We start from the raw sequence: 23,770 nt of genomic DNA, 5'->3' as shown, positions 1-23,770 counted from the left end.
AGGGGCTGGTGCCGATCGACCCCGTTGCCGTGTCGGTGATTGAAAAAGGGCCCGCGCCCTTGTGAGCTGGGTGTTCTCAGGCATCCAGGACAGCAAGGAACGCGGGCATGCACCACGGTAGTTCATTGCTGCTCGATCTCGACGGCCTCGTCGTCGAATCGGTGCAGCGCACGGTCGAGGGCAGCCGGATCGTGCAGATCGCGACGGCACCCGAATGGGTCGGGGTCTGTCCGGAGTGCGGGCAGAAGTCCACGCGTTCGAAGGGTTGGGTCACCACCAGACCGCGGGATGTGCAGGTCGGACCCGACCGTCCGCTGTTGGTGTGGCGGAAACGGAAATGGTTGTGCACCAATACCTCCTGTGACCGTAAGGTGTTCACCGAGTCGACGCCGGGGGTGCCGTCCCGGGCGCGGGTCACGCCCCGAGCGAAGGCGCTGCTGGTCGAGGCGGTCCTCGACGGGGACCGGTCGGTGTCCGCGGTCGCGGGCGACTACGGGTGCGCCTGGCACACCGTCCACGAGCACCTCGTCGTGGTCGCCGACGCCGCCCTTGGCGACGAACCCGAACCGGTGGTCGTCCTCGGGATCGATGAGACCCGACGCGGGAAGGCGAAATGGGAAACTTGCCCCGAGACCGGGGAACGGAGATGGGTGGACCGGTGGGACACCGGACTGGTCGACCTGACCGGCGATCAAGGGTTGCTGGCGCAGGTCAACGGACGCACCTCGGCGGTGGTGATCGACTGGTTCGACGCCCGCGACGAGACGTGGAAGGCACAGATCACCCATGTCGCGATCGACATGTCGTCGGTGTATGCGAAGGCGGTGCGCGAGGCACTGCCGCACGCACAACTGGTGGTGGACCGGTTCCACCTGGTCAAGAAGGCCAACGAGATGGTCGATACCGTCCGGCGCAGGGTCACCCAGGCCGAGCGGGGTCGGCGCGGCCGCAAGAGCGATGTCGAATGGATCAATCGACGACGGTTGTTGCGGGCCGCGGAGCGCCTAACCGATGAGCAACGATCGGCCCTGTTCGAGAAGCTGACCTCCGCCGACCCGCACGGGGACATCGCTGCGGCATGGATCGCGAAGGAACTGCTGCGCGATGTGTTGCGCTGCACCGATCGTGGTGGCCTTCGCCATGAGATCCGGGACAGACTGTATCGGTTCTACACGTTCTGCGCGGCGTGCCGTGTCCCGGAGATCGGCAAGCTGGCGACGACCGTCTCGGCGTGGCAGGAACCGATGATCCTGGCGATCACCACCGGCCTGTCGAATGCGCGCAGTGAAGGCTACAACCGCATCGTCAAGCACGTCGGCCGCATCGCGTTCGGATTCCGTACCCCGGAGAACCAACGCCGCCGGGTACGGTGGGCCTGCACTCGACGATCACGTCGGGTCGCATCCAGCCGGCGCCAGTGCCACTGCTAACTGCGAAAAGCCACGAAGCACGTGATGGTCGATCATCGCTGCCAGGGAATTCTGTACGGCCCTGGCTCGTCCTCGACCGGAGTTGCGACAGGTGGCTGATGATCCCAACGCCAGCGGTAATGCTTCGATGCCTTCAGTTCGATCACCTCCGGTGGGAGAGTGCGAAGGATCCGTTCGATGTCGCGCCATTCGGCTGTGCCTGCGTCGACGCGGGCCGCGAAGGCTCGGAGCGCGTCGGATGCGGCGTCGGTTTCGGCGAGCCGGCTCATCAGTGCTTCGTCGACGTCGATGCGCATATCCCAGTCACCGTTGCTCACCTGGTCGGCGCGGATGCGGCGGGTGTCGATGGCCTGTCCGGCGTCCTGGATCCTGCGGACGGCTGCTTCCAGGTGGAGCGGGACGTCCCTCATACGGCATCCGCCCAGGGATCGTCGCCGACGGCATAGCCGGATTTGGGGGCGTTGTACGTATCGCCTGCATCGGCCACGCGGGCGATGTCCATGGTCAGCTCGGCCTTGGTCTTGGTGTCGTTGTAAGCGTCGGTTATCGGTGCAAGCTTCTCTTCGAACTTCTCGTTGAGATAGCCGGACGGAGATGCCATCGCCGCAAGGAATCCTTCGAGCGCCTCGACGATCTCCCGCACGCTATCGACGAGATCATCGATCTGCGAAGCCGCTTGTCTGATGATCTCGACAATGGCGTTCACCTGGATGTACGTGCCGATCCAGGGGATCTTCTTGACGGCGAACTTCAATGCCTGGGTGGTGTTCTCGAGTGAGACTTCCGCTTCCAGCATCGTGGCGAGTCGCCGAACCCCACTGATTGCAGCATCCCTGACCTTGTCGGAGGTGAAGAAACACACCTCCTTCGCTACTCTGCCTACCGGGCCTTCCCACTCCATAGCTGCTGCTTGGCGTTCAGCGTGTTCGGTGAAGCTCTGAGCGGCCGCACCGTCCCAATGCGGATCGAGCTGTTCATAGCCTGCACGGACGTTGGAACCGCACGTCTCCATACCTTCGGATGCAATGCGGTATGCGTCGCCGATACGCTTCAGCTCGTTCCAGTTTCCCGTCAAAGGTTCCACGAACTGCAGGAGCGGACTCCATCCCGCTGCAGCGTGAATCGCGTCGTCTACATCTCCGAGCCAACCTGCTGCGTCCGCGATGACTTGCCGAATATCCTCGGCTCCTACTTCGGACAGCGGAAGGTCTACTTCCTCTGCCTTCCGGTAAGTCACCGGGTCGAGGAACGGAGCTGCGGGGCCGGGCGCTGGGGTGTACGAGTCGTAGTGGGCGTCGATCAGCTCTTCGAACAATATTTTCGCGTTGAGAGCGTCATATGTTTGGGCCTCTTGGTCTGCGTACATCCACGCAACTCGGTTGAGCTCCACACCGGTCGACCGAGTAACCGCCGCCAAGCCGCCGTACCGGGAAGACATGAAGTCCGCGGTCGCTGCCAGAGGGTCGCTCAATAGTGCAAGTACACCTGCGCCCAATCCTTGCTGAACACTGCATTCCGCACGTATGTAGTCGGTGGAGGCCGAGGCGTCGTCGGCAATGTCATCGAATAACACAGCGACTCCGGCTACTTCTTCGGGAGCTGCCTTGAATGTTTCGCCCATGACACTTTCTGTCTTCTTGATGCGCTTCGTTAGGTGGGTCGAAGCGTCGAAATGATGGTGTCTGCAACCCCGCCGTCGTATGCGCCATCGATATCCTGGTGGACTTCGACCATCAACACCATGGTTTCTGCGGTGGCGTAACCTGGCGTCGCCACGACGTCGAAGCGGGCCGAGCCTGGTTCGCACGAACTGATTCGCGGGATATCGGTAACGAGGGCTGAGACGCGGACCGCAGGCCGCCCTGCGACTTCGAACCATACAGGGCCGGTGTACTCGACCGTCGGCAATGTTCCGGCATTGTCGTCGAAAATCCACTCGACGGCGCGGACCTCTTGTTGCGCTACCGATTCGAGGTCCAGGTCCCGCGACCCTGCCGCGCCGGAGATCGCAAGCCAGCCCCCGTCTTCCTCCGGGCAATAACCGTAACCGAAGAACCCGACAGCTCCATAACTGGCCTTGTCGTTCTCGTTGGACCATCCGGCGATAGAACGGTAGTCGTTGGTCCAGTCCGCCGGAATATCGTATGTAAGACCGTATCTCGTGCTGATCGGTTGCGGCGCACCTGGAGCGGCGGTCACCTGAGGCGGTGGGCGCAGCATCGAGGGGAACCCCTCCGGCAATGGCGGGGGAGAGGCTCGTGGACCCACCGGTGCCGATGGCGCGGAGGTAGTCGGCACCAAAGTCGGAACCGAGGGGACGTCAGGGCCGACAATCGAGGACACCCGCGGTAGCAGCAGGATTGCTGCTATCCCTCCTGCAATAGGCAGTACGGTGCGCAACAGAAACGACTTCACGTGCCCCCTCCCGACTGGATCTCGACCCCCTCGAGATCAGCGCGGAGACTGTAACAGGTGCCGCGGTTCGTCTCGTCGAGTGCACTCGACGAGAGCTCCATCGACTGGGATCTGCACAGTGCTGCATGTCAATGAGTCCAAAAGTCGATCAAGACGGTCGGAGCGTTGCGATGATGTCGTCGGCGACGTCGACATCGTACGCGCCTTCGTTGACCTGCACCATCAACACCATGGTCTGCGCCGTCGCATAGCCCGGGGTGGCAACGATGTCGAACCTGGCGGCGTCGGGTTCGCAACCGCTGACCTGCGGAATATCAGTGATACGGGCGGAAATTCGAACGGCGGGGCGGTCAGCGATCTCGAACCATACGGGGGCGGCGTACTCGACTGTCGGCCGCGTGCCGGCGTTGTCGTCGAAGATCCACTCGACGTCTCGGATCCTCTCGGTAGCTACGGTTTCGAGGTCGATATCTCGCGAGCCCGCCACGCCGGATATCGCCAGCCAGCCTCCGTCCTTTTCGGGACAGGACCTGTAGCCGAACGAACCGACGCTGCCGTAGACGGCATGGCCTTCCTCACCGGACCATCCGGAGCTAGCGCCGTGGTCGTTCTTCCAGTCCGCCGGAATCTCATAGGTGAGGCCGTATCTGGTGTCGATCGGTTGCGGTTGCCCTGGCTCGACGTCGATCTTCGGTGGGGGAAACAACATGGAGGGAAAACCCTCCGGAAGGGGAGGTCGCGTGGTCTGCGGTGTGGAAGGGCCCGATGCCGCGACGGTGGTCGGCACCAAGGTAGATACGGACGGGACTTCGGGACCGAGAAACGAGGACACCCGAGGAAGTAGCAACAGTGCTGTTATCCCGCCGATTATCGGCAGTACCTTACGCAGCAGAAACGACTTCACGCGCCCCCCTTCGGCTTGATCTCGACCCCCTCGAGACCAGCGCGGCGACTGTAACAGGCGCAACTTGACGCGCTGAACCGAGGCTCGTTCGCGCTACACGCGAAGCGAGCCTCGGTTCAGCGCGCGAGAGTTAAAGGGACGCAAACGATCCCACGTCTGTCGAGCCGTCACCAGTGGATGGCGGCCACCGAATTCAGTGGCTCGGTGATCGCCTCCGTCGCGACCTGCAGATCCGCATCACGCATGGCCTGCGGGAACCGCAGCAGTGCGCGCTGTTCGATCTCGGCCAGCGGAACGTGGAAGACCCGGAACTCGTCGAGGTCGAGCACCTCGAGCTGGTCGAGGTTCTCGGCACTGACACTCGTGTGCCCGACGCTCACACCCGGGACGATCGGATCCAGTCGCGTCTTCCGGGACGCGATGGAATGCGGGTTCGTACGACCTCTCGATCACATCGGTCGGAACCTTCACACCGTTCACGGTGATGCTCTCGGGAAGCGGGGGAGGCGCCCAATGCTTCGAGAGCTTCGGGCTCCGATACCTTCTCATTCGCTGTGAACTGCACGGCGAGCCCGCCGGTGGGTTTGCCGTCCACATGCCTGTATCCGACGCCGACGGACGAGACGTTCGGATCATCGAGGTAGTCGGCGCCCTTGGTGCGGATGAACTTTCGCACAGGGACGGTGAGTTCGTCCTTCTCGGGGCGGGGTGTGCGATTCGTCGGCCAGGGAGAGTGCGGCAGCCTCGGCTTCGTCCAACAGCCGCCACTGTCCGGGTTGCGTACTCATTCTCGGGACTCCGAAGCGCGGGTAGTGGTGTACTCGAATTCGAGATGACCCATCAGCCCGATTTGTGTGGAATGAACCCCGCTGAGCGGGTCGAATCCACCGAGGATCGTCGAAGGAGTGACCGCATGCGTCCGACCGGCATCACCACGAATATCAACGTTCCGGATATCGGGGAGGCGCGGAGCTTCTACGCGGACTATCTGGGGCTGAGCGTCGAGGAGATGAATCTCGGATGGGTCGCGCGGTTCACCACTCCCGACGGTCGTGCCGTCGTCCAGTTGGTCAGCGGTGACGAATCGGCTCCCGTGGACTCGGCGATCTCCGTCCACGTCGGCGACGAGGTGGAAGCCGCCTACGAGGAGGCGCAGCGTCGCGGGTTCGAGATCGTGTATCCGCTGACGATGGAACCGTGGGGAGTGCGGCGGTTCTTCGTTCGCGCACCGGACGGCACGGTCGTCAACGTCGTCAGCCACTCCGACGACACGCGATAGGGGGACGAGGACGCCGTTCCGATCCGGTGTTCTCGACGGCGTATATGACGGTCGAGAGCACCAGATCTTCCGGCTCGTCGCGCCGGCGCGTGCGGAGGCGAGGAAGTACCCAGTCCTGAAGCACGTCGGCATACATCTGGTGCATCGCCTGAGGCGGACACTGCTTTGTGTGGGTTCGACCCGGATAGCAAGGCTGAGTCCACACGGATCAGCTCAGGCCGAGGTCGATCGCGGCGAGTCCTGCTTGGGTGCGGTTGTGGACGTCGAGCTTCGTGTACACGTGCTCGACGTGATTGCGCGTCGTCTTGTGCGCGATACCCAGCTCGTCGGCGATCTGCCGGTTCGAATAACCCAGAGCGACGAGTCTGAGGATCTCCACCTCGCGACCCGTCAGTCCCGCAGGCCAGGGCGCGCGTCGCTTCGTCGGGTGCCCCGCCGCGAGCAGCACGGCCTCGACCGCTTCCGTGTCGAACAGGCCGGCCTGCGCGTCGCGGCACATCCTGGCCGCCGCGGCCTCGGCCGTCAGTGCCTTGCGGTGCGGTCGAGGCTCTCGTAGCCGCTGATAGGTCTCCGCGGCGGCGAGGATCCGCGCCGTCACGCTCAGATCGGCGGCCCGGAGTGCGCCGGGATATCCGGAGCCGTCGAGTCGCTCGCGGTGCGTCACTGCGACGGCGACGACGGACTCCAGCCCGCCGACGCGGCTGAGGATCCGTCCGGTCAGATACGGATACAAGCGGACCCGTTCCCATTCCGCGGTCGTGAGCGGACCGACCTTCTCCCAGATCTGATTGGGCACACCCATCCGTCCCAGTCCGTGCACGAGACCCGCGCGGTAGAGGAGTTCGACCTCGGCGACCGGAAGCCCGCGCTGCCGACCCGCTGCCGCCGCCAGATCCGCCACGCGCCTCGAATGTCCCAATAGGTAAGGACATTTGAGGTCGACGAAGTCGGCCATCGCGCGCAGCATCTCATCCAGTTCGGGTCTGCTCAGTGTGTAGTCACGATCGGACGCCTGGACGAGCGCCGCCGACCACGCGTCCTGTTCGAGCACACCCGCCGTGATCGCGTCGACGTCGTCGACGAACACCTGCGCCACGCGCGGGCCGAACTGGGTGCCGCTCCGCGCACGAGCGACAGCGACCGCCTGCGCGGACCCACCGAGACGGACGTACACCTCGGCGACGTCGGCCAACTGTACGATCTGCATCTCGACAGGAATCTCGTCACCGCGAACGCCAGAAGGTAGCCCCGCACCGTCCCAGCGCTCGAAGGTGAAGGTCAGCATCGCGCTCACCCGAGGGTCCAGCCCGACGCGATCGGAGAGAACACTCGCGGACCCGCAGTGGGACCGGATGAGATCGGACACCTGCCGGCGCGCGGTGAACAGGAAGGCCGTGGCGTGGAGGAAACGCTCCGCGTACGGCAGTCCCCGCCCGCTGTGCCCCATCAGCATGCGGAAGAAGGGGAGTCCCGTCATGTCCACCGCGTAGGTATCGGCGCGGAACGCGATGTCGTCGCCGAACATCCGTGCCAGTTCGTGGGAGTCCGCGTGGCATCCGATCCAGGCCACTAGGTTGGCGTAGAAGACGACGTCCCGCTGGTCGGCGCTCAGTCCCATCCGGTCGGCCATGCGTGTGGCGATCACTGCCGAGCGCAGCATGTGTTCCATCGGCTGCCCGAGACCCAGATCGATGGCGAGGGACAGCGCGGCGACCAGTTCCGCCCGTCGCGGACCGTCGCCCGTGGACGTCATGGACTCAGTGTCCTCGCACGATGCCCGGTCCGAAAGATGAGGCAGCGGCCTCATGACGTGCGGAGGTGGTCAGCCCAGGATCGAAGTACCCGCAATCGAGGAGGACGACATGACCATCACCCCGCACGTAGCCGCCCAGCAGTCCTGCGAACTGCCCCGGGTTTCCGGGGAGCGTTTCGCCGGCTACGCCGTGATCGGCGCGCCGTTCGCGAGCGGCCACTATCTCGCGCTGCGCAGATTCCCGACCAACAGCATCGGCGACGGCTTCACATCGGTATGGCATCGCGACCCGGACGGCACGTGGACGGTGTACAGCGACGTCCCGGCCGAGCTGAGCTGCCCGCGCTATCTCGGTCGCGCGCTGAGCCGCACCGAGCAGACCGACGTGCGCGCCGAGTGGACCGGCCCCGCCGACCTGCACGTGACCGTCGGTACCGAACTGGAGTGGGATCTCCGGATGACGACCTCGCCGGCGACCACCGTCATGAACGCGGCGGGCAGTCTGATGCCCGACGCCCTCTGGCACAGTCCGACGGTGCTGGCCGCGATGGGTCGCGTCGCCGGACCGGTGCTCGGCGCCGGCCGGATGCGGCTCGATGGGCACCTGCCGAACGGGCAGTGGTTCCGGGCCAACCCGCGGCAACTGTGGGCCGCGCACACCGAGCGTGCCGTCGTCGGTGGAGTGGATCTCGGACCGGAAGGTCCACTGACTCACCAGGACCGCTTCGGCGACTTCCGGCTCCCGCAGCGCGGCCTGTTCGCGACGGTGCAGGTCTGGCTCGAACCGTTCGACGCCCGGCGCCACCACCCGGCACGCTCCGACACGGTGTATGCGGACGGCGAGTGATCGGTGGGTGTTCCCGGCGGTAACAGCCTCTGGGGCAGAAGTGCCGCAAGGTTTCGTTCGAAAGTCGAGGCAACTCTTGCGCAAATGACACACAATGGATTTCGGTAACGAGTCGTCAAGTGGGAAAGGCAATTCAAGGTCAATTCACCCGCCCGCTCCGGTCTGGCTGACACTTGCGGGAGGCCTGGCGTTTTCGGGATGCGCGATGATCGAAGCAGCCTTGGGAATCCATGCGAGAGACTACGAGCCCGTCGAGGTTCGATCCGTCCCGCCCACACGGACGGACGACGACGCAGGGGGCGGCGTAGAACTCGGAAGACTGCTTGCCGTAGCGACTTTGACGCCTGCGCAGGCCACGCTGCTCGTCACCGATACGGTCGATCAACTCGAACTCGCGCACACCCGGGGCCACCATCCGATGCGCCTCCGAGGCGACGCCGTGATGGTGTCCGAGGATGGTCAGCTCACCATCGACTGCGTCAAGAACGCGGGCTCCTGGGACGAGGTGCGCGACGCGACGGCCGGACTTCTTCGCCGAATCGTGACGAACTGCCGCAACGAAGCGCTCGAGGAGAGGGTGGACGCGGCGATCGCCGAGTCGTCGGATCTCGTCGGCCTGGCGAGACGCGTTCGTTATGCTGCCGCAACCGAATTCGACGAAACCGAGGTAGGAAGGAAACGATCGCAGATCGCCGCGCTCGTCTCGGTGGTGAAGGGGCATGCTCGTCCGGTGGACGGTACGGCGGAACGGGCAGACGTGCCGCGCGTGACGGAGGAGAGGACCTTCGTCCCGAATCGACGTCGCCCGCCGGCCGGGACGGTGTGGCATCGCAAGAAGCGACGGCTGCCGCGACGCCGGACGGTCATCGCGCTGGTCGCGATCATCGCGCTCGTCGGGCTGGCGTGGGTAGCTCCCGCAGCGTGGTCGGAGCTGAATCGGGGCTGGCACACCCTTCTCGACCCGGTGGACTCGTCGATGGACGACCGGATCGATCCGGTCTCACCACCGCCACCGGTGCCCGAAGCGGCACCGGAGGCGGGCGTGCCGGGTCCCGTCGACACCGGTCTTCCCGCGAACGCCGGACCGATCACGCAGGTCGCCGCGAGCTTCGCGAACGGTCCGTGCGAGCCGGGACGATCGTGCACCGTCCGCGTCGACGTCGGGCTCGACCCCGCGGCGGATATCGGTGCGGTCACATGGAATCTGACCGTCTACGACCGATGTACGGGCGTGACACTACCGGGCGGGGCGATCACCCTGCCGGTGCCGGCGGGAGGCCCGGAGGCCTACGGCATCGGCAGCGTCGACCTGCCACCCGGGTCGGCACTCGCCGTCGCCGCGGTCACCACCGTCCCCGCGGCGGCCGCGTCCGAGCCGATATACGTTCCCACCGAGAATGCCGCCTGTGTGCCCGGGGGCTCTCGTGACGGCGGATAGGCACCCATCCGATCCCTGGCTCGTCGCGGCGTCCGTCGCTCTGGTCGCTCTCGGCATGCTCAACATGATCTCGACGGGCATGTCGTCGCTCGCAGTGCGTCACGCCGCGCTCGCGGCCGTGGGGCTCGGTGCGATGTGGGTGACGTCGCGCATGCGGATCGCCGCTCTGAGCCGTTTCGGGTGGGCGCTGTTCGCCGCCTCGGTGGTCCTGCTCGCGGCGGTGCCGCTGGTGGGTATCGCGACCAAGGGCGCTCAACGCTGGCTGGATCTCGGCGTGTTCACCCTGCAGCCCTCCGAGATCGCCAAGCTCGCGCTGGTCATGGTTCCCGCCGCAATACTGGCCGGTGGGTACACGCTCGGCAGGTTCGTCGGTGTTCTGATCGTGTCGGCGGTGCCGATCGCCCTGGTGGCGCTGCAACCCGACCTTTCGACCGCCGTGGTGCTCGTGGCGACCGTGCTGCTCATGCTGATCCTGGCGAGAGTCCCATTGCGGTCGCTGTTCCCGCTGTTCGCGCTCGGGCTCGCGTCGCTGCCGATGGCCGTGTTGTTCCTGCGTCCGTACCAGCTCGAGCGGATCCACGTCTTCCTGTCGAACGACGCCGACCCGCAGGGATCGGGTTGGGCGGCGTGGCAAGCGGACATCGCGATCGGCAGTGCGGGGTGGTGGGGTCTCGGGCGCGAACCGGACTACGACTTGCGGGCCCAGTACCTCCCCGAGTCGGAACACGACCTGGCCTTCGCGAGTCTCGTGTACGGGTGGGGCCTGGTGGCCGGCATCGCCGTCGTGGCGGCCGTCGTGATCATCGTGTGGCGTTCCGTGGTCGCCGCCCGCGTCGCACGCACTCGGGAGGCGGCACTCGTCGCAGCGGGTATCGGCGGTGTGTTCGGGCTGCACACCGTGGTGTCGGTGGCCCAGAGCCTGTCGCTGTTGCCGCACACCGGCATGCCGATCCCGATCTTCAGCTACGGAGGCACCGCCTCGATCATCGGGTTCGTCTCGATCGGCTTGGTGCTCGCGGTGCGCCGCGACGGCGTGACCCGGCCGCTGTGGGTGACCGAACCAAAGAAGCGCCGTCTGCCGCGCGGAGTGTCGGTGGGTGCGCTGACGCTGACGGCCTCGCTCGCCGCGATGTCGGTCTTCGCGTGGCAGATGCAGACCGCGCACGGCACCGAGTTCCGCGCGACGAGCGACACGCAGATGCTCCGCTGCATCCGTCTGCCCGCCGAGCGTGGTCAGATCCTCGACCGGACCGGCGTTCCCGTCGCGACGAACGTCGCCGAGTACACCGTCGCGGTGGTCGCCCGGATGTTCGCCGAAGGTGCCCCGTCGGCGCGCTACGAACTCGCGGCGCTCCTCGGCATGCCACTGGAGAAGCTCGACGAGGAACTGCGGAGCAGTACGGGCGGGGAGATCCAGGTCGTGCTCGGACGCGTCGGTCCCGAACAGGCCCGGGCGATCGTGGACGCTCGGCTGCCCTGGGTGCTCGTCTACCCGACGGGCCGCAGACAGTACCCGCACGGGGAGATGCTGGCGTCGCTCCTCGGATACGTCGGGATCGCGGACGAGCAGGACATGGAACTCTGGCCGACCCTCGCGCTCGGATCCCGGGTCGGCAAGGCCGGGCTCGAGCGGCAGTACGACGCGTTGCTGCGCGGCGTCGACGGCAAGCAGTGCGTGTACGTCGATCCGTCAGGACGTCCGGTGGGCACGGGGGAGCGGGTGGATCCGGTCCGCGGCCACGACCTGCGGTTGCATCTCGATGTCGGCATGCAGCGGGCCGCGACCGACGCGCTCGCCCAGACGGTGCGCACCAGCGGAGGCGACCTCGGCGCCGCGGTCGTGATGGACGCCCGCACCGGCGCGGTGCTGGCGCTGGCCAGCGTTCCCGGCTACGACAACAACGTCTACGGACCCCCGGCCGACCTCGCCGCGATCGCGGCGCAGACCGCGGCATCGGGTCCGGGCCGCATGCTCAACCATGCGGTGCAGACGGCAGCGCCACCGGGGTCGACGTTCAAGATCGTCACAGCGTCGACGAACGCGGCGTTCGACGTGCTGTCCCCGGATGCCTTCCTGGCGGGCGGCGCGGCCTACACCTACGGCGGTCACACCTTCGCCAATTGGCAGCCGATGGGCCCGAACAACCTGCTCGGGGCGATCCAGTGGTCCGACAACGTCTACTTCTACCAACTGGCCGACCTTCTCGGTCCCTACCGCATCGCGCAGATCGCTTCCGAGCTCGGCGCGGGTGCCCCCTCGGGGATCGATCTGCCGGCCGAGTCCGCAGGCTTCCTCGGTACCCCGGACAACGTCGAGAGCATCGGAGGTGCCTGGTATCCGGGTTCGACCCTGCTCATGGGTATCGGCCAGGGCACCGTCACGGCCACGCCGATCCAGGTCGCGCGGTGGACGGCGGGTATCGCGTCGGGTCAGATGGTGACCCCGAAGCTCGCTGCCGCCTACGGACCCGGCGACGCGGTCCCGATTCCCACCGAGCAACCTCGGCCGTTGTCGTTCGCCGACAAACTCGAACCGGTGCGCGCCGGCATGCGGGCGTCGGCCTCGGCCGGCACTGCTGGTCAGCTCGCGAGCCTGCCGGTCACGGCCGCCGCCAAGACCGGCACGGCAGAGGATCCCTCGGCACCGGGCAAGGGGCTCAACGCCTGGTTCTCCGCGGTCGTGCCCGCCGAGTCGCCGGAGGTCGTGGTGACAGCGCTGGTGCGCGGTGGCGGTTTCGGATCGGCCACCTCGGGACCGGTCGTCAAAGGTCTGCTCGAGCGTTACCTCGCGCAGCTCCGGACGCCGAATCCCTGACAGGTCAGGCGGCGTAGGCGGCGATCACGTCGGCGTGCTCGATGCACGAGGTCGCGCCCTCGGCGACGCAGGTGAGCGGACGCTCGGCGGTCTTCACCGGCAGGCCGAAGGCCTCCTCGAGCAGTTGCGGCACGCCGCGCAGCATCGATCCGCCGCCGATCGCCAGGATGCCTTCGGCCATCACGTCGCTGATCGCGCGCGGCGGCAGGTCGTCCAGGCAGCTCGACAGCGTCTGCACGATGCTCGTCGTGGTGGGCCGGACCGCATCCATGATCTCTTCGGTCTCGAGTGTCACCAGACGCGCGCGGCCGGTCGCGGCGTCGCGACCTTCCACCACGAGCGACCGTTCGTCGGCGGTCTCGGGCGCACCCACCTTGGCGCGCTCGGCAGTGAGTTCGCCGACGATGATCTGGTGTTCGGCGCGGAGATACCGGAGGATCGCGCTCGTCAGGTCGTCCCCGGCGATGCGGCAGCTACGGTGCGACAGGACACCGCCGTAGCAGAGAGCGGTGACTTCCGCAGTGCCGCCGCCGATGTCGACGACGAGATGGGTTCGGGGCTCGAGCGGGTCGATCCCGCACCCGATGGCACCGGCGACCGGCTCGGGAATCAATCCGACCTTCCGCAGACCGGCCTCGTGCCCCACCTCGAGCAGCGCACGACGCTCGAGCGGCGTGGCCCCGGCGGGAGCCGCGATGACGCCCACGGGCCGGATGCCGTAGCGACGTCGGGGCGCGAGCTGGGCGAGCACGGCCGTGACGAATGTCCGTGCCGTTTCGAGATCCACGATCACCCCGTCGCGTATCGGGTGGACGGGAGTGATCCCACCGGGTGTGCGGTCGACGAGGTCACTCGCCTCCTTGCCGATCGCGAGCGCTCGGCGCGGTTCCTTCGTCCGCACCATCATCAGCGACGGTTCGTTGAGCACTATGCCCTCGTCGGGCGTTCCGACTACGGTGTTGGCTGTTCCGAGATCGATACCGAATCCACGCACGTCGGCCTCCGAGAGGATCCCAGCGAAATTTTCCGGATGGTGTCCAACGGCATCGTGATGATGTCGTGTACCGCTCAGGTTACCGCCGCCGAATTCTGTTACGCGCGTTGTTCACCGGAATGATATGCCGCGTTGTGCCGCTGAGTGCCCCGCTCGTCTCGGATGACCGGATCAGGCGGGATCGAGTTGCAGCACAACCTCGACGCGACCGCGTTCGTCGCGTGTCGCGACGGCGTGGCCGGTGCGTTCCTCGTCGTCGAGTTGGATGCTCATGGGAGCACCGGCGCCGAGAAAGTTGCGCCACCAGGACTTCTCGTCGGGCATCGCGACGCCGATCGTCACGGAGTCGCCCGAACGTCGGTAACTGATCGGCAACGTGATCGTCCTGCCGGATCTTCGACCCGTGTACGTGATCGGTGCGACATAGCTGCGGATCCGGTTACCGATGACGGGTAGACCGGCGGCTGCCATGACCATGGAGTTGAAGGGGCCTGCGAGACGGAACAACGTACCGGCAACTGTCATGTCTACCTCCCGCAGACACGGTACGGGAAGGCGTAACCGTCCGACATCGGTTCGACTTCGGCCGGCCCACGACGATCTTCGCGCAGTGGGCCGACGCGCACGTCGACGAGTTCCGCTGAGGTCTACTCCTCTGCCGGCCTCTACCCCTCTTCGGAAGCAGTGCTGGGAGGAGCCGGTATCACCGCGGTCGTCAGGGTGATGCGCATTCGGTCGTCACCGGTATCCGTGCGATACGGGGCGAGGATGTCGGCGAGCCTGCTCTGGATCTCCGCGAGATCGTCGGTCGTGACATAGAGCGGGGTGGTCCCGAAACCCAGATAGTCCCGCAGGCTCCGATCGTCGTCCCCGATGAACTTGTCGAAGCTCTCACCGAGCGCACCCAGGAAGGTGACGAAGGCATTGCGCAGTTCGGCGTCGCTCATCGCCGCGAGGTCGTCGTGGCCGACGTGTGCCATGCGGTCACCGAGCGCGAGGGTGCGTTCTACGGTTCCACGCACGCGACGTTCGTCGACGACGGTGACGATCTCGGCGTCGATCAATGCTGCGACGTGCCGGTAGAGCGTGGCCTGGGTGACGTCGGGTAGTGCCGACCGGAGTTCGCTCGTGGTCAGCTGCCGTCCTCCGAGTTGCTGCACGATCCGCAGTCGAACCGGATGCAGCACGACTTCCGCGATCGGGGACGTCTTCGCCATCGGTACCTACCCATCATTGTTATCACCGTGATAATGTTCTCAGTGCTGTAGTCAGTTTACCGTCGACGGAAGGTCCGACGTCATGGCCGAAACGACATACGACAACGCAACCCTCCACCTGTCCTTCTCTCGGTGGGAAGCCTTCATGGTCCGCCGATCCGCGATGGAGGTGCCGATCTCGGCGATCACCGGCGTGGAGGTCCTTCCGGGATGGACGTCCGAGATCCTCGGCATCAGATCGGGCATGGTGATCTCCGGCTTCTTGAAGGTGGGCACCTTCCGGCACCCGCGCGGCATCAAACGCCTGGTCGTCATGAAGCGAGGCCATCCGGTGCTGCGCGTCGCGCTGGGCGGCCCGGGCGTCGAGTTCGACGAACTTCTCCTGAGCTCTCCGGAGGCGTACACCCTCGCGGACGGCCTGCGTTCGGCCGGGGTTCGATGAGCGGCGGCGTCAGTCGGTGAGTTCCGCGAAGAGCCCCTGCGCCGCCTCCACGGTGGCGTCCTCGTCGCCGGCGATGACGGCGGCGACCACGGTGGTGTGTTCGGGTTCGAAACCCAGGCCCGTGACGCGGACGTGCCGGTCGATGGTGCGGCGGATCGACGGAAGCAGCGAGTCGTAGAACTCGAGGTACACCGCGTTGTGGCTGGCCTCGACGATGCCGCGGTGCAGGGCGACGTCGGCGGCCACCGCGGCGTCGATGTCGGATCCGGCGAACAATCGGTTGCGCTCGGCGAGCAACTGTTCGAGCCGGGCCACGTCGTCGGGGGTGCGCCGGCGCGCGGCCAGGACGGCGGCGGTGACGTCGAGGGCCTGCCGCAGTTCGAGCACATCGCGTTCGTGGGCCGTGGCGAAATACTTGCCGAGGGTGCCGGTGACGTCGGAGGTCGCGAGGACGTAGGTGCCCGAGCCCTGGCGACGTTCGAGCATGCCGGTGTGGACGAGGGCCTGCACGGCTTCGCGGACGGTGTTGCGGCCGGTGCCGGTGAATTCGCACAGGTGCGGTTCGGTGGGGATCTTCTCACCGACCTTCCAGCGACCGCTGCAGATCTCGCTGCGCAACTGCTCGGTGACCTGCTCGATCAGGTTCGTTCGCTGAACAGGTTTTCCCGAAGTCATCCCATCATCCTATGATTTCCGGTGTGAGTCTTCTGCGTGGCCGGCTGCTGGTGTTCTGTGCGATCGCGATGTCGGCCCTCGTGCTGAGAGTTGCGGTCACCTCGTTCAGCCCGCTCGCCGCGCAGATCAGTGAGGAGATCGGCTTCTCGTCCACGGTCGTCGGTGTCTTCGGCATGATCCCGACCGCGATGTTCGCGGCCTTCGGCCTCGCCACCCCGGCGCTCGGCCGACGATGGGGACTCGAACGCACCGCGCTGATCGCCATGCTCATGGCCGGCGTGGGCATGGCGACCCGCGCGCTCATGACCGACACCTGGTCGCTGCTGCTCCTGTCGGGGCTCGCGCTCGGTGGGATGGGCATCGGCAACGTCGTCATCCCTCCTCTGGTCAAGCGCTACTTCTCCGACACGCTGGCACTCGTCAGCTCGGTGTACATCGTCGGCGTGCAGCTGAGCACCATCGTGCCCGCCTTCGTCGCGGTTCCTCTCGCCGACGCCTTCGGCTGGCGCGTCTCGCTCGGAGTGTGGGCGCTCGTCGGATTCGCTGCGGCCGTTCCGTGGGTGTGGGTGCTGCTGCGTCATCGGAATGCCGATGCCGGGGAAGTGGCTCCCGTCGACCGGAACGTCGACGGCAGGGTCTGGCGGTCGCCGGTGGGTTGGGGGATGGTCGGCATGTTCGGCATGACGTCGCTCGTCACCTATTCGATGTTCACGTGGATCCCGGACATCCTCGCCGACGCCGGTGCCAGCCCCGCTTTCGGAGGCGCGATGGTGGGGCTGTTCGCCCTGCTCGGACTGGTCTCCGCATTCGGCGCTCCGTCGCTGTGCGCGCGGATGACGAATCCGTTCCCCGTGGTCGTGGCGTGCGCGTCGTGCTTCCTCGTCGCCTTCGCAGGCCTGTGGATCGCGCCGATGAGTGCACCGATCCTGTGGATCGTGCTGCTCGGACTCGGGCCGAGCACGTTCCCGATGGCCCTGACCCTCATCAATCTGCGCTCCCGCAGCCACGCCGGATCCGCAGCCCTGTCGGGATTCACCCAGGGTGTCGGCTACACCGTGGCGTGCCTGGGCCCGCTGCTGTTCGGTGTCTTCCACGACCTCACCTCGGGCTGGGCGGCCTCGTTCGCCTTCATGACGGTCGCCGTCGCGGTACTGGTGGCCGGCGCCTATCAGGCCTGCAAGCCGCGGGTGGTCGAGGACAGCTGGAACACCCGCCCGATCTCGGTGGGTTAGACACCGCTCAGCGGGGACGAACCCACCCAAGTCGTATGGCTGCTCTACTGGAAGGAGATTCCGAGAGCAGAGGAGGACCTCGATGAGCGACACGAAGCCGAACACCGTCTCCGCGGAGTGGCTGTACGAGCAGTTGGGGGACGAGGACCTCGTCATCGTCGACGCCACCGTGCACCTGAGCACGCCGCCGGACGGGTCCGTGCACATCGAACCCGGGTTGGCGACCTACCTGGAAGAGCACATTCCCGGCGCGGTCTACGCCGACCTGTTCACGGACTTCTCCGATCACGAAGCGCCGCAACCGTTCACCGCGGCGTCGTCGGAACGGTTCGCCACCGCCGCCGGTGCGGTCGGCATCGGTGAGGGACGCCGCGTGGTGCTGTACGACCAGAAGAACGGCATCTGGGCCGCGCGACTGTGGTGGCAGCTGCGGCTCGAAGGTTTCGGCGACGCCGCCGTGCTCGACGGCGGACTGCCCGCCTGGAAGGCTGCCGGCTATCCGGTCTCCGACGAGCAGGTGGTCCCGCACGGTGCGACCTTCACCTCGCAGCATCGGCCCGAGCTCGTGCGGTCGACGGAGGAGATCGCGGCGTCGCTCGACGACCCGAACACGCTGATCATCAACGCCCTGGATCCTGCGACCTACCGCGGTGAGAGCCCCTCCTACCCGCGGCGCGGACACATCCCCGGCAGCATCAACATCCCCTTCGGCGACCTCGTCGACCCGTCGACCGGACGCTTGAAGCCGGCGGCGGAACTGCGCGAGATCTTCGACAAGGCGGGTGCCCTGAATCCGGACGTCAAGCCGGTGACCTACTGTGGCGGCGGCATCGCGGCCTCCGGACTCGCGCACGCGCTCGCAGCTGCAGGTCGGTCGGACGTTGCGGTGTACGACGGTTCGCTCAACGCGTGGACCGCCGACGAATCCCTGCCGCTCGTGGAGGGCCCCGACCCCCGCTGATCCTCCGAAACTTCGGTGTTCTCGACGTCGTATAGCGCCGTCGAGAACACCGAAGTCGATTTCACCGTTGCATCAGTTAGAGCAAACATGATCTAATCGCTGCCACAAGCGAAAGGCGGCGATGATGATCGCATTTCTGAACTCGACGGCATTCACCGCACTCGGTACGCCCACCACCTGGGCCGAAGTGTTCGGCTTCGTCAGCGGCGCGTGGTGCGTGTATCTGGTGGGACGGCAGTCGATCCTCAACTGGCCGATCGGGATCGCCAACAACCTCGTGTGGATCCTGCTCTTCGCGACCGCCGGGCTCTACGCCGATTCCGGACTGCAGGTCGTGTACATCGTGCTCGCTGTGTGGGGTTGGAGCAACTGGGCGCGGGGCAGGGACGGGGATGCCCTGCCGGTGACGGGCACGAACACGACCGAGTGGAGCGTGCTCGCGGTCGTCGGTGTCGCTGCGGTGATCGGGCTGACAGCGTTGCTGGAGGTCGCGACGAACTCGACCGTCGCGTTCTGGGACGCGACCACCACCGTGCTGTCGTTGCTCGCGACGTGGGGGCAGGCGAAGAAGCGGTGGGAGTCGTGGCTGCTCTGGATCGTCGCCGACCTGATCTACATCCCGCTCTACCTGCACAAGGGACTGACGCTCACGGCGTTGCTGTACGCAGGTTTCCTGCTCCTGTGCGTTCGGGGCCTGGTTGCCTGGCGACGCTCCATGGCGGTCGAGCGGCAACTGGTGGAGGTGCAGTGATGTATCGGCACGCACTCGTCATCGGGAAGTTCTATCCACCTCACGTCGGTCACCATCACCTCGTCCGGCGCGCTGCGGAAATCGCCGAACGCATCACCGTCGTCGTCATGTCCTCTGTAGCAGAGACGATTCCGTTGGGTGACCGCGTGTCGTGGATGCGCGAATCACACGCCGTCGACACGACGGTCACCGTGACGGGAGTTCCGTGCGACGCACCGATGGACCTGGAATCGGACACCGTATGGGCCGCGCAGGTCGCCTGTATGAAAGCAGCCGCGCGCACCGTCACCGATGTTCCGGTCGATGCGGTGGTCTCCAGCGAGAAGTACGGCGACGAGCTCGCGCGACGCTTCTCGGCCACGCACGTGTGCGTCGACCCGCTCCGTGTCGCGCATCCCGCCTCCGGCACAGCCTGCCGTAATGATCTCGCCGGGCGCTGGGACGATCTCGACGCACCGGCCCGTGCCGGCCTCACGACCCGCATCGTCGTCCTCGGCTCCGAATCCACGGGCACCACCACCGTGAGCCGAGAGTTGGTGCGTCGATTCCGAAATCGCGATGGTGTGTGGGAACGAACCGGCTGGGTGCCGGAATACGGACGACAGGTCACCTACGACAAGCTCCGCACCGGAGAAGTGAGCGACATCATCTGGACCGGCGACGATTTCGAGAACATCGCGGTCGAACAGACGCGACTCGAGGAACAGGCAGCACGGGAAGGGTCTCCGCTGCTCGTCTGCGACACCGACGCGTTCGCGACCACCGTGTGGGAGCGACGCTATCTCGGCAGCAGTGAACGGGCGTGGCGCGGTGTCCGCGACCGGCGAGCGCTGTACTTGCTCACCGACCACAACGGTGTTCCCTTCGTGCAGGACGGCATCCGGGACGGCGAACACATCCGCGCGCAGATGACGGAGTGGTTCGTCGACGCGCTCACTGCCACGGGACGCTCGTGGGTGATGCTCACCGGCAGTCTCGAGGAGCGGGTCGACCTGGCGGAACTGGTGGCGGACCAGGCATTGCGGCTGGGCTCGCAGTTCGGCGCGCCGCTGTAGCGTCGAAATTCGTCTTCCCCTTCTCACGTTATACCGGATCCTTGGCCCTCATGAGGATCGAAAAGTGGGTTCATACTCGCCCACACGCATTGAAGCCGCAGGTGGGGAGCTGGAATGGGTTACATACAGAATTTTCGGGAGACCGACCGCACGGCGGTGTCGATCGTGGGTGGCAAGGGAGCGAGCCTGGGGGAGTTGTGGCGCCTCGTGCCGCTCCGCGGCAATACGTCCGCCGACGACGTCGACGTGCCCGACGGGTTCTGCGTGACGACGGACGCCTATCGAACGGTGCTCTCCGAGCTACCGCGTATCGATGACCTGCTCGAGCGACTCGCGAAGGCCGAACCCGACGACATCGCAGCGCTGAGCACACAGATCCGTACGGAGATCGAAGAGTGCACGATCCCCGGTGACATCGCGGAGGAGATCGCCGCGCGGGTCCGCGAACTCGGGGAGGACGTGCCCGTCGCGGTGCGCTCGTCCGCGACCGCCGAGGATCTGCCGACGGTGTCGTTCGCCGGGCAACAGGACAGCTACCTGGACATCCGGGGTGTCGAGGACGTTCTCCGGCACGTGAGCAGGTGCTGGGCCTCGTTGTTCACCGAGCGTGCCGTCGCCTACCGGGTGAACAACGGTTTCGACCACCGGAAGGTGTACATGGCCGTGGTCGTGCAGAGGATGGTGTTCCCGCAGGCATCGGGTGTGCTGTTCACCGCCGATCCCGTCACTTCGGACCGCACGGTGTCCCGCGTGGATGCGGTCGCCGGGCTCGGTGACGACCTGGTGTCGGGCCTGGTGAACGCCGACGCGTACGCGGTGCGTGCCGACGAGGTCGTGGACCGGACGCAACGGCAGGAGACACCGGTGCTGAGCGACACGCACCTCGTCGAACTCGTCGGGTTGGGCAGGCGCCTCGAAGCGCACTTCGGGCGTCCCCAGGACATCGAATGGTGCCTGGCCGACGGCGTCTTCCACATCGTGCAGAGTCGACCGATCACCACGCTGTTCCCCGTCCCGGAGGCCGGCGACGACGACAATCACGTGTACCTGTCCGTCGGACATCAGCAGATGATGACCGATCCGCTGAAACCGTTGGGAATCTCCTTGTGGCAGTTGACCAGCCGTGCGCCCATGCGACACGCGGGTGGGCGGCTGTTCGTCGACGTCACGCCCATGCTGGCCTCACCCACCCAGGGACCGGGCATCGTGGACATGATCGGCAGGTCCGACCCGCTCTTCGGCGACGCGCTGCGAACCGTGCTCGATCGAGGATTCGTCCCGACGCGCCCGGATGACCCTGCCGCCTCGCGGGTCGGCCTGCCACCCGCTCCGGACGAGATCGACCCGGCCGTCGTGCCCGAACTCGTCGCGCGCAACGAGGCCGCGATCGCCGAATCGGCGCGTCGCATCGAGAACGAAACCGGTTCGGCACTGCTCGATTTCATCCGCACCGACATCCGCGAACTGCAAGATTCGCTGTTCGGTAAGGAGGTCGGAGAGGTGCTCGCCGCCGGTATGCAGGCCGCCGAGCGTCTCAACGAGGTGGGGCAGAAATGGTTGGGGGAGAAGAACGTTGCGGACGTCGTCTCGCGCTCGGTGCCCTACAACGTCACTTCGGAGATGGGGTTGGCGCTGCTCGACGTCGCCGATGCCGCACGCCCGTACCCGGACGTCGTGGCGTTCCTGCGGCAAGTCGACGAGGAGGGCTTCGACGACGCACGCTTCCTCGGCGAACTCGGCGCGCGTGAGGGCGGATCGCAGGTACGAGCGGCACTCGAGGACTTCCTCGACAAGTACGGCAGGCGGTGTGTCGGGGAAATCGACATCACCCGGCCCAGATGGGGTGAGCGCCCCACGATACTGGTCCCGATGATCGTGAGCAATCTCGACAACTTCGAAACCGGTGCCCCGACAAAGCGTTTCGACGATGGTCGCCGCCAGGCGGAGGAGAAGAAGCGCGAACTCCTCGAACGTGTGCGGGGTCTGCCCGACGGAGAGCAGAAGGAGCGGGAGATCGAGAGGCTCGTCGACCGGGTCCGCGCGTTCGCGGGATATCGGGAGTATCCGAAGTACGGGATGATCGGCCGCTACTTCGTCTACAAGCAGGCATTGTTGCGGGAAGCGGAACGTCTCGTCCGAGCCGGGGTGATCGACGACGAGGAGGACATCTTCTTCCTGCGGTTCGACGAACTCGAGGACGTCGTGCGCGCGCCACAACCGGTCGGTGACCTCGTTGCAGAGCGGAAGCGGGAGTTCGCAACGTTCGCCGCACTGACGCCGCCTCGGGTGCTGCTGTCGACAGGTGAGACGCTCACCGGTGCGTACAGCCGTGACGGCCTGCCCGACGGGGCGCTACCCGGTATCGCGGTGTCCACCGGTGTCGTGGAGGGCCGCGCCCGCGTGGTCACCGACATGGACCGGGCCGATCTCGAACCCGGTGACATCCTGGTCACGGCGTTCACCGACCCCAGCTGGACCCCGGCGTTCGTCACCGTCAGCGCGCTGGTGACGGAGGTCGGCGGCGTGATGACCCACGGCGCGGTGATCGCGCGCGAGTACGGGCTGCCGGCCGTGGTGGGCGTGGAGGACGCCACCCGCATCATCCGCGACGGACAGCGCATCCGCGTGCACGGCACGGAAGGGTACGTCGAGATCCTGTCCTGACCGGCGCCTCGGCAGCGCGACGTGTGAGGATTGTCGTCGTCGTGCAGCGGAGGAGGCCGAGTGAAGAGTGTCGAGGCGGCGGAGAGCAGGACGTTGCCGGTCTACGAGGCCGGCGAGATCGACGTGCTGTTCGTCATCGCAGGCATGGACGAACTCGTCTCCCGCGAGACCCGCTTCGAGCCGCATTCGCACCCGACGCACGAGTTGCTGTGGAACGACCGGGGTGCGTCCAGCGCGACCATCGGGTCGCGCACATGGACCATCACCTCGACGATGGGACTGTGGATTCCGGCGGGCCTGCTGCACTGGGGTGTCATGCCCGCCGGAACCTGGTACCGCACCGCGCATTTCGGGATCGACTCCGCTCCCTCGCTGTCCGACGGTCCGGTCGCGGTGGAGATGGCACCCCTGCTGCGACTGCTGCTCGACCGGCTGGCGGACGATCGTCTCGGCGACGAGTCGCGGTCGTTGACCGAGCGCATGGTGCTCGACGTGCTCACCCCCGCCGAGCACGAACTGATGGTGCAGGTGCCGTCGTCGACGGTCGTGCGACCGATCGTCGAGGCGATCGCCGAGGACCCGAGCGATCCGCGGACGCTCTCGGATTGGGCGGCCGAACTCGGGGTGAGCACCCGCACCATCACCCGCACCTTCCGGTCGGAGACCGGCCTGAGTCTCGGACGCTGGGTCGCGGCGGTCCGTGCGCAGCGAGCGGTGATGCTGCTCGGCCACGGCACGGATGTCGACGACGTCGCCGAACAGGTGGGCTACCGATCGGCGAGCGCGTTCGGCGCGGCCTTCCGCAGGGTCACCGGCACGACACCGGGAATGTTCCGGGTGGGCTGATGTCCCGATCGCTACAGGGGATGTCCCGATCGAGCGATTGCGTCGGATCCGG

Annotated in this window: 21 protein-coding genes and 1 pseudogene; 12 read left to right on the top strand and 10 right to left on the bottom strand. The window is 66.4% G+C overall.

Annotated elements, in window-relative coordinates; all coding sequences use genetic code 11:
- Positions 1-61 precede the first annotated feature (61 nt).
- Positions 62-1,430 (top strand): annotated as a pseudogene (locus M3330_RS04450) (ISL3 family transposase).
- Between the two features lie 32 nt (positions 1,431-1,462).
- Here the strand turns inward: M3330_RS04450 and M3330_RS04445 are convergent.
- The 5 genes from M3330_RS04445 to M3330_RS04425 form a co-directional block, all read right to left on the bottom strand.
- A complete protein-coding gene (locus tag M3330_RS04445; protein WP_255027133.1) occupies positions 1,463-1,840 on the bottom strand; it encodes a hypothetical protein in 378 nt (125 codons plus the stop codon).
- Entirely contained in the window at positions 1,837-3,051 is a 1,215-nt protein-coding gene (locus M3330_RS04440) for a hypothetical protein (protein WP_255027132.1), read from the bottom strand. The genes M3330_RS04445 and M3330_RS04440 overlap by 4 nt, the downstream gene beginning before the upstream one ends.
- A gap of 29 nt (positions 3,052-3,080) precedes the next feature.
- On the bottom strand, positions 3,081-3,650 hold the full coding sequence (locus M3330_RS04435) for a hypothetical protein (protein ID WP_255027130.1): 570 nt from the start codon (positions 3,648-3,650) through the stop codon (positions 3,081-3,083).
- A 343-nt stretch (positions 3,651-3,993) separates the two neighbouring features.
- Positions 3,994-4,554, bottom strand: a complete 561-nt coding sequence (locus M3330_RS04430) for a hypothetical protein (RefSeq protein WP_255027128.1) — start codon at positions 4,552-4,554, stop codon at positions 3,994-3,996.
- 362 nt (positions 4,555-4,916) lie between these two features.
- On the bottom strand, positions 4,917-5,129 hold the full coding sequence (locus M3330_RS04425) for a hypothetical protein (RefSeq protein WP_255027126.1): 213 nt from the start codon (positions 5,127-5,129) through the stop codon (positions 4,917-4,919).
- A gap of 533 nt (positions 5,130-5,662) precedes the next feature.
- On the opposite strand from M3330_RS04425, the gene M3330_RS04420 reads away from it, so the two are divergent.
- The gene (locus tag M3330_RS04420) at positions 5,663-6,028 is read left to right on the top strand and encodes a VOC family protein (RefSeq protein WP_064061388.1); all 366 of its coding nucleotides are present in this window, start codon (positions 5,663-5,665) and stop codon (positions 6,026-6,028) included.
- Positions 6,029-6,236: 208 nt separating this feature from the next.
- Here the strand turns inward: M3330_RS04420 and M3330_RS04415 are convergent, their stop codons facing one another.
- Complete coding sequence (locus M3330_RS04415) at positions 6,237-7,781, bottom strand: HD domain-containing phosphohydrolase (protein WP_255027123.1); 1,545 nt, start codon at positions 7,779-7,781, stop codon at positions 6,237-6,239.
- A 109-nt stretch (positions 7,782-7,890) separates the two neighbouring features.
- Between M3330_RS04415 and M3330_RS04410 the strand changes: the two genes are divergently transcribed.
- From M3330_RS04410 to M3330_RS04400, 3 genes are all read left to right on the top strand, one after another.
- The gene (locus M3330_RS04410; protein ID WP_255027121.1) at positions 7,891-8,628 is read left to right on the top strand and encodes a hypothetical protein; all 738 of its coding nucleotides are present in this window, start codon (positions 7,891-7,893) and stop codon (positions 8,626-8,628) included.
- 337 nt (positions 8,629-8,965) lie between these two features.
- The gene (locus tag M3330_RS04405) at positions 8,966-10,066 is read left to right on the top strand and encodes a hypothetical protein (protein ID WP_255027119.1); all 1,101 of its coding nucleotides are present in this window, start codon (positions 8,966-8,968) and stop codon (positions 10,064-10,066) included.
- Positions 10,053-12,881, top strand: coding sequence for an FtsW/RodA/SpoVE family cell cycle protein (locus tag M3330_RS04400; RefSeq protein WP_255027117.1), 2,829 nt, complete (start codon positions 10,053-10,055; stop codon positions 12,879-12,881). Before M3330_RS04405 ends, M3330_RS04400 begins: the two co-directional genes overlap by 14 nt.
- 4 nt (positions 12,882-12,885) lie before the next feature.
- On the opposite strand, the gene M3330_RS04395 is transcribed toward M3330_RS04400, so the two are convergent.
- From M3330_RS04395 to M3330_RS04385, 3 genes are all read right to left on the bottom strand, one after another.
- The gene (locus M3330_RS04395) at positions 12,886-13,875 is read right to left on the bottom strand and encodes a rod shape-determining protein (RefSeq protein ID WP_024103618.1); all 990 of its coding nucleotides are present in this window, start codon (positions 13,873-13,875) and stop codon (positions 12,886-12,888) included.
- A gap of 171 nt (positions 13,876-14,046) precedes the next feature.
- On the bottom strand, positions 14,047-14,400 hold the full coding sequence (locus M3330_RS04390; RefSeq protein WP_255027114.1) for a hypothetical protein: 354 nt from the start codon (positions 14,398-14,400) through the stop codon (positions 14,047-14,049).
- A gap of 140 nt (positions 14,401-14,540) precedes the next feature.
- A complete protein-coding gene (locus tag M3330_RS04385; RefSeq protein WP_060654406.1) occupies positions 14,541-15,092 on the bottom strand; it encodes a helix-turn-helix domain-containing protein in 552 nt (183 codons plus the stop codon).
- An 82-nt stretch (positions 15,093-15,174) separates the two neighbouring features.
- On the opposite strand from M3330_RS04385, the gene M3330_RS04380 reads away from it, so the two are divergent.
- On the top strand, positions 15,175-15,534 hold the full coding sequence (locus M3330_RS04380) for a hypothetical protein (RefSeq protein ID WP_255027110.1): 360 nt from the start codon (positions 15,175-15,177) through the stop codon (positions 15,532-15,534).
- A gap of 9 nt (positions 15,535-15,543) precedes the next feature.
- Here M3330_RS04380 and M3330_RS04375 read toward each other — a convergent pair whose 3' ends face one another.
- Entirely contained in the window at positions 15,544-16,209 is a 666-nt protein-coding gene (locus M3330_RS04375; protein ID WP_255027108.1) for a FadR/GntR family transcriptional regulator, read from the bottom strand.
- An 11-nt stretch (positions 16,210-16,220) separates the two neighbouring features.
- On the opposite strand from M3330_RS04375, the gene M3330_RS04370 reads away from it, so the two are divergent.
- The 6 genes from M3330_RS04370 (at position 16,221) to M3330_RS04345 (ending at position 23,718) form a co-directional block, all read left to right on the top strand.
- Entirely contained in the window at positions 16,221-17,441 is a 1,221-nt protein-coding gene (locus M3330_RS04370; RefSeq protein ID WP_006552828.1) for an MFS transporter, read from the top strand.
- Between the two features lie 82 nt (positions 17,442-17,523).
- Complete coding sequence (locus tag M3330_RS04365) at positions 17,524-18,402, top strand: sulfurtransferase (protein ID WP_112319981.1); 879 nt, start codon at positions 17,524-17,526, stop codon at positions 18,400-18,402.
- A 121-nt stretch (positions 18,403-18,523) separates the two neighbouring features.
- Positions 18,524-19,153 (top strand): nicotinamide riboside transporter PnuC, encoded by a 630-nt coding sequence (gene pnuC / locus M3330_RS04360; RefSeq protein ID WP_064256648.1) that lies wholly within the window; start codon positions 18,524-18,526, stop codon positions 19,151-19,153.
- The gene (locus M3330_RS04355; RefSeq protein ID WP_255027105.1) at positions 19,153-20,208 is read left to right on the top strand and encodes an AAA family ATPase; all 1,056 of its coding nucleotides are present in this window, start codon (positions 19,153-19,155) and stop codon (positions 20,206-20,208) included. Before pnuC ends, M3330_RS04355 begins: the two co-directional genes overlap by 1 nt.
- A gap of 114 nt (positions 20,209-20,322) precedes the next feature.
- Complete coding sequence (locus M3330_RS04350) at positions 20,323-22,872, top strand: phosphoenolpyruvate synthase (protein ID WP_255027104.1); 2,550 nt, start codon at positions 20,323-20,325, stop codon at positions 22,870-22,872.
- 60 nt (positions 22,873-22,932) lie between these two features.
- Complete coding sequence (locus M3330_RS04345; protein WP_255027102.1) at positions 22,933-23,718, top strand: AraC family transcriptional regulator; 786 nt, start codon at positions 22,933-22,935, stop codon at positions 23,716-23,718.
- Positions 23,719-23,770: the final 52 nt, after the last annotated feature.

This window comes from Rhodococcus sp. GA1 (genome assembly GCF_024321955.1).
Classification (GTDB): domain Bacteria; phylum Actinomycetota; class Actinomycetes; order Mycobacteriales; family Mycobacteriaceae; genus Rhodococcus; species Rhodococcus pyridinivorans.
The sequence above is the reverse complement of the archived record's forward strand: the minus strand, read 5'-3'. Positions and strand labels throughout refer to the sequence as shown.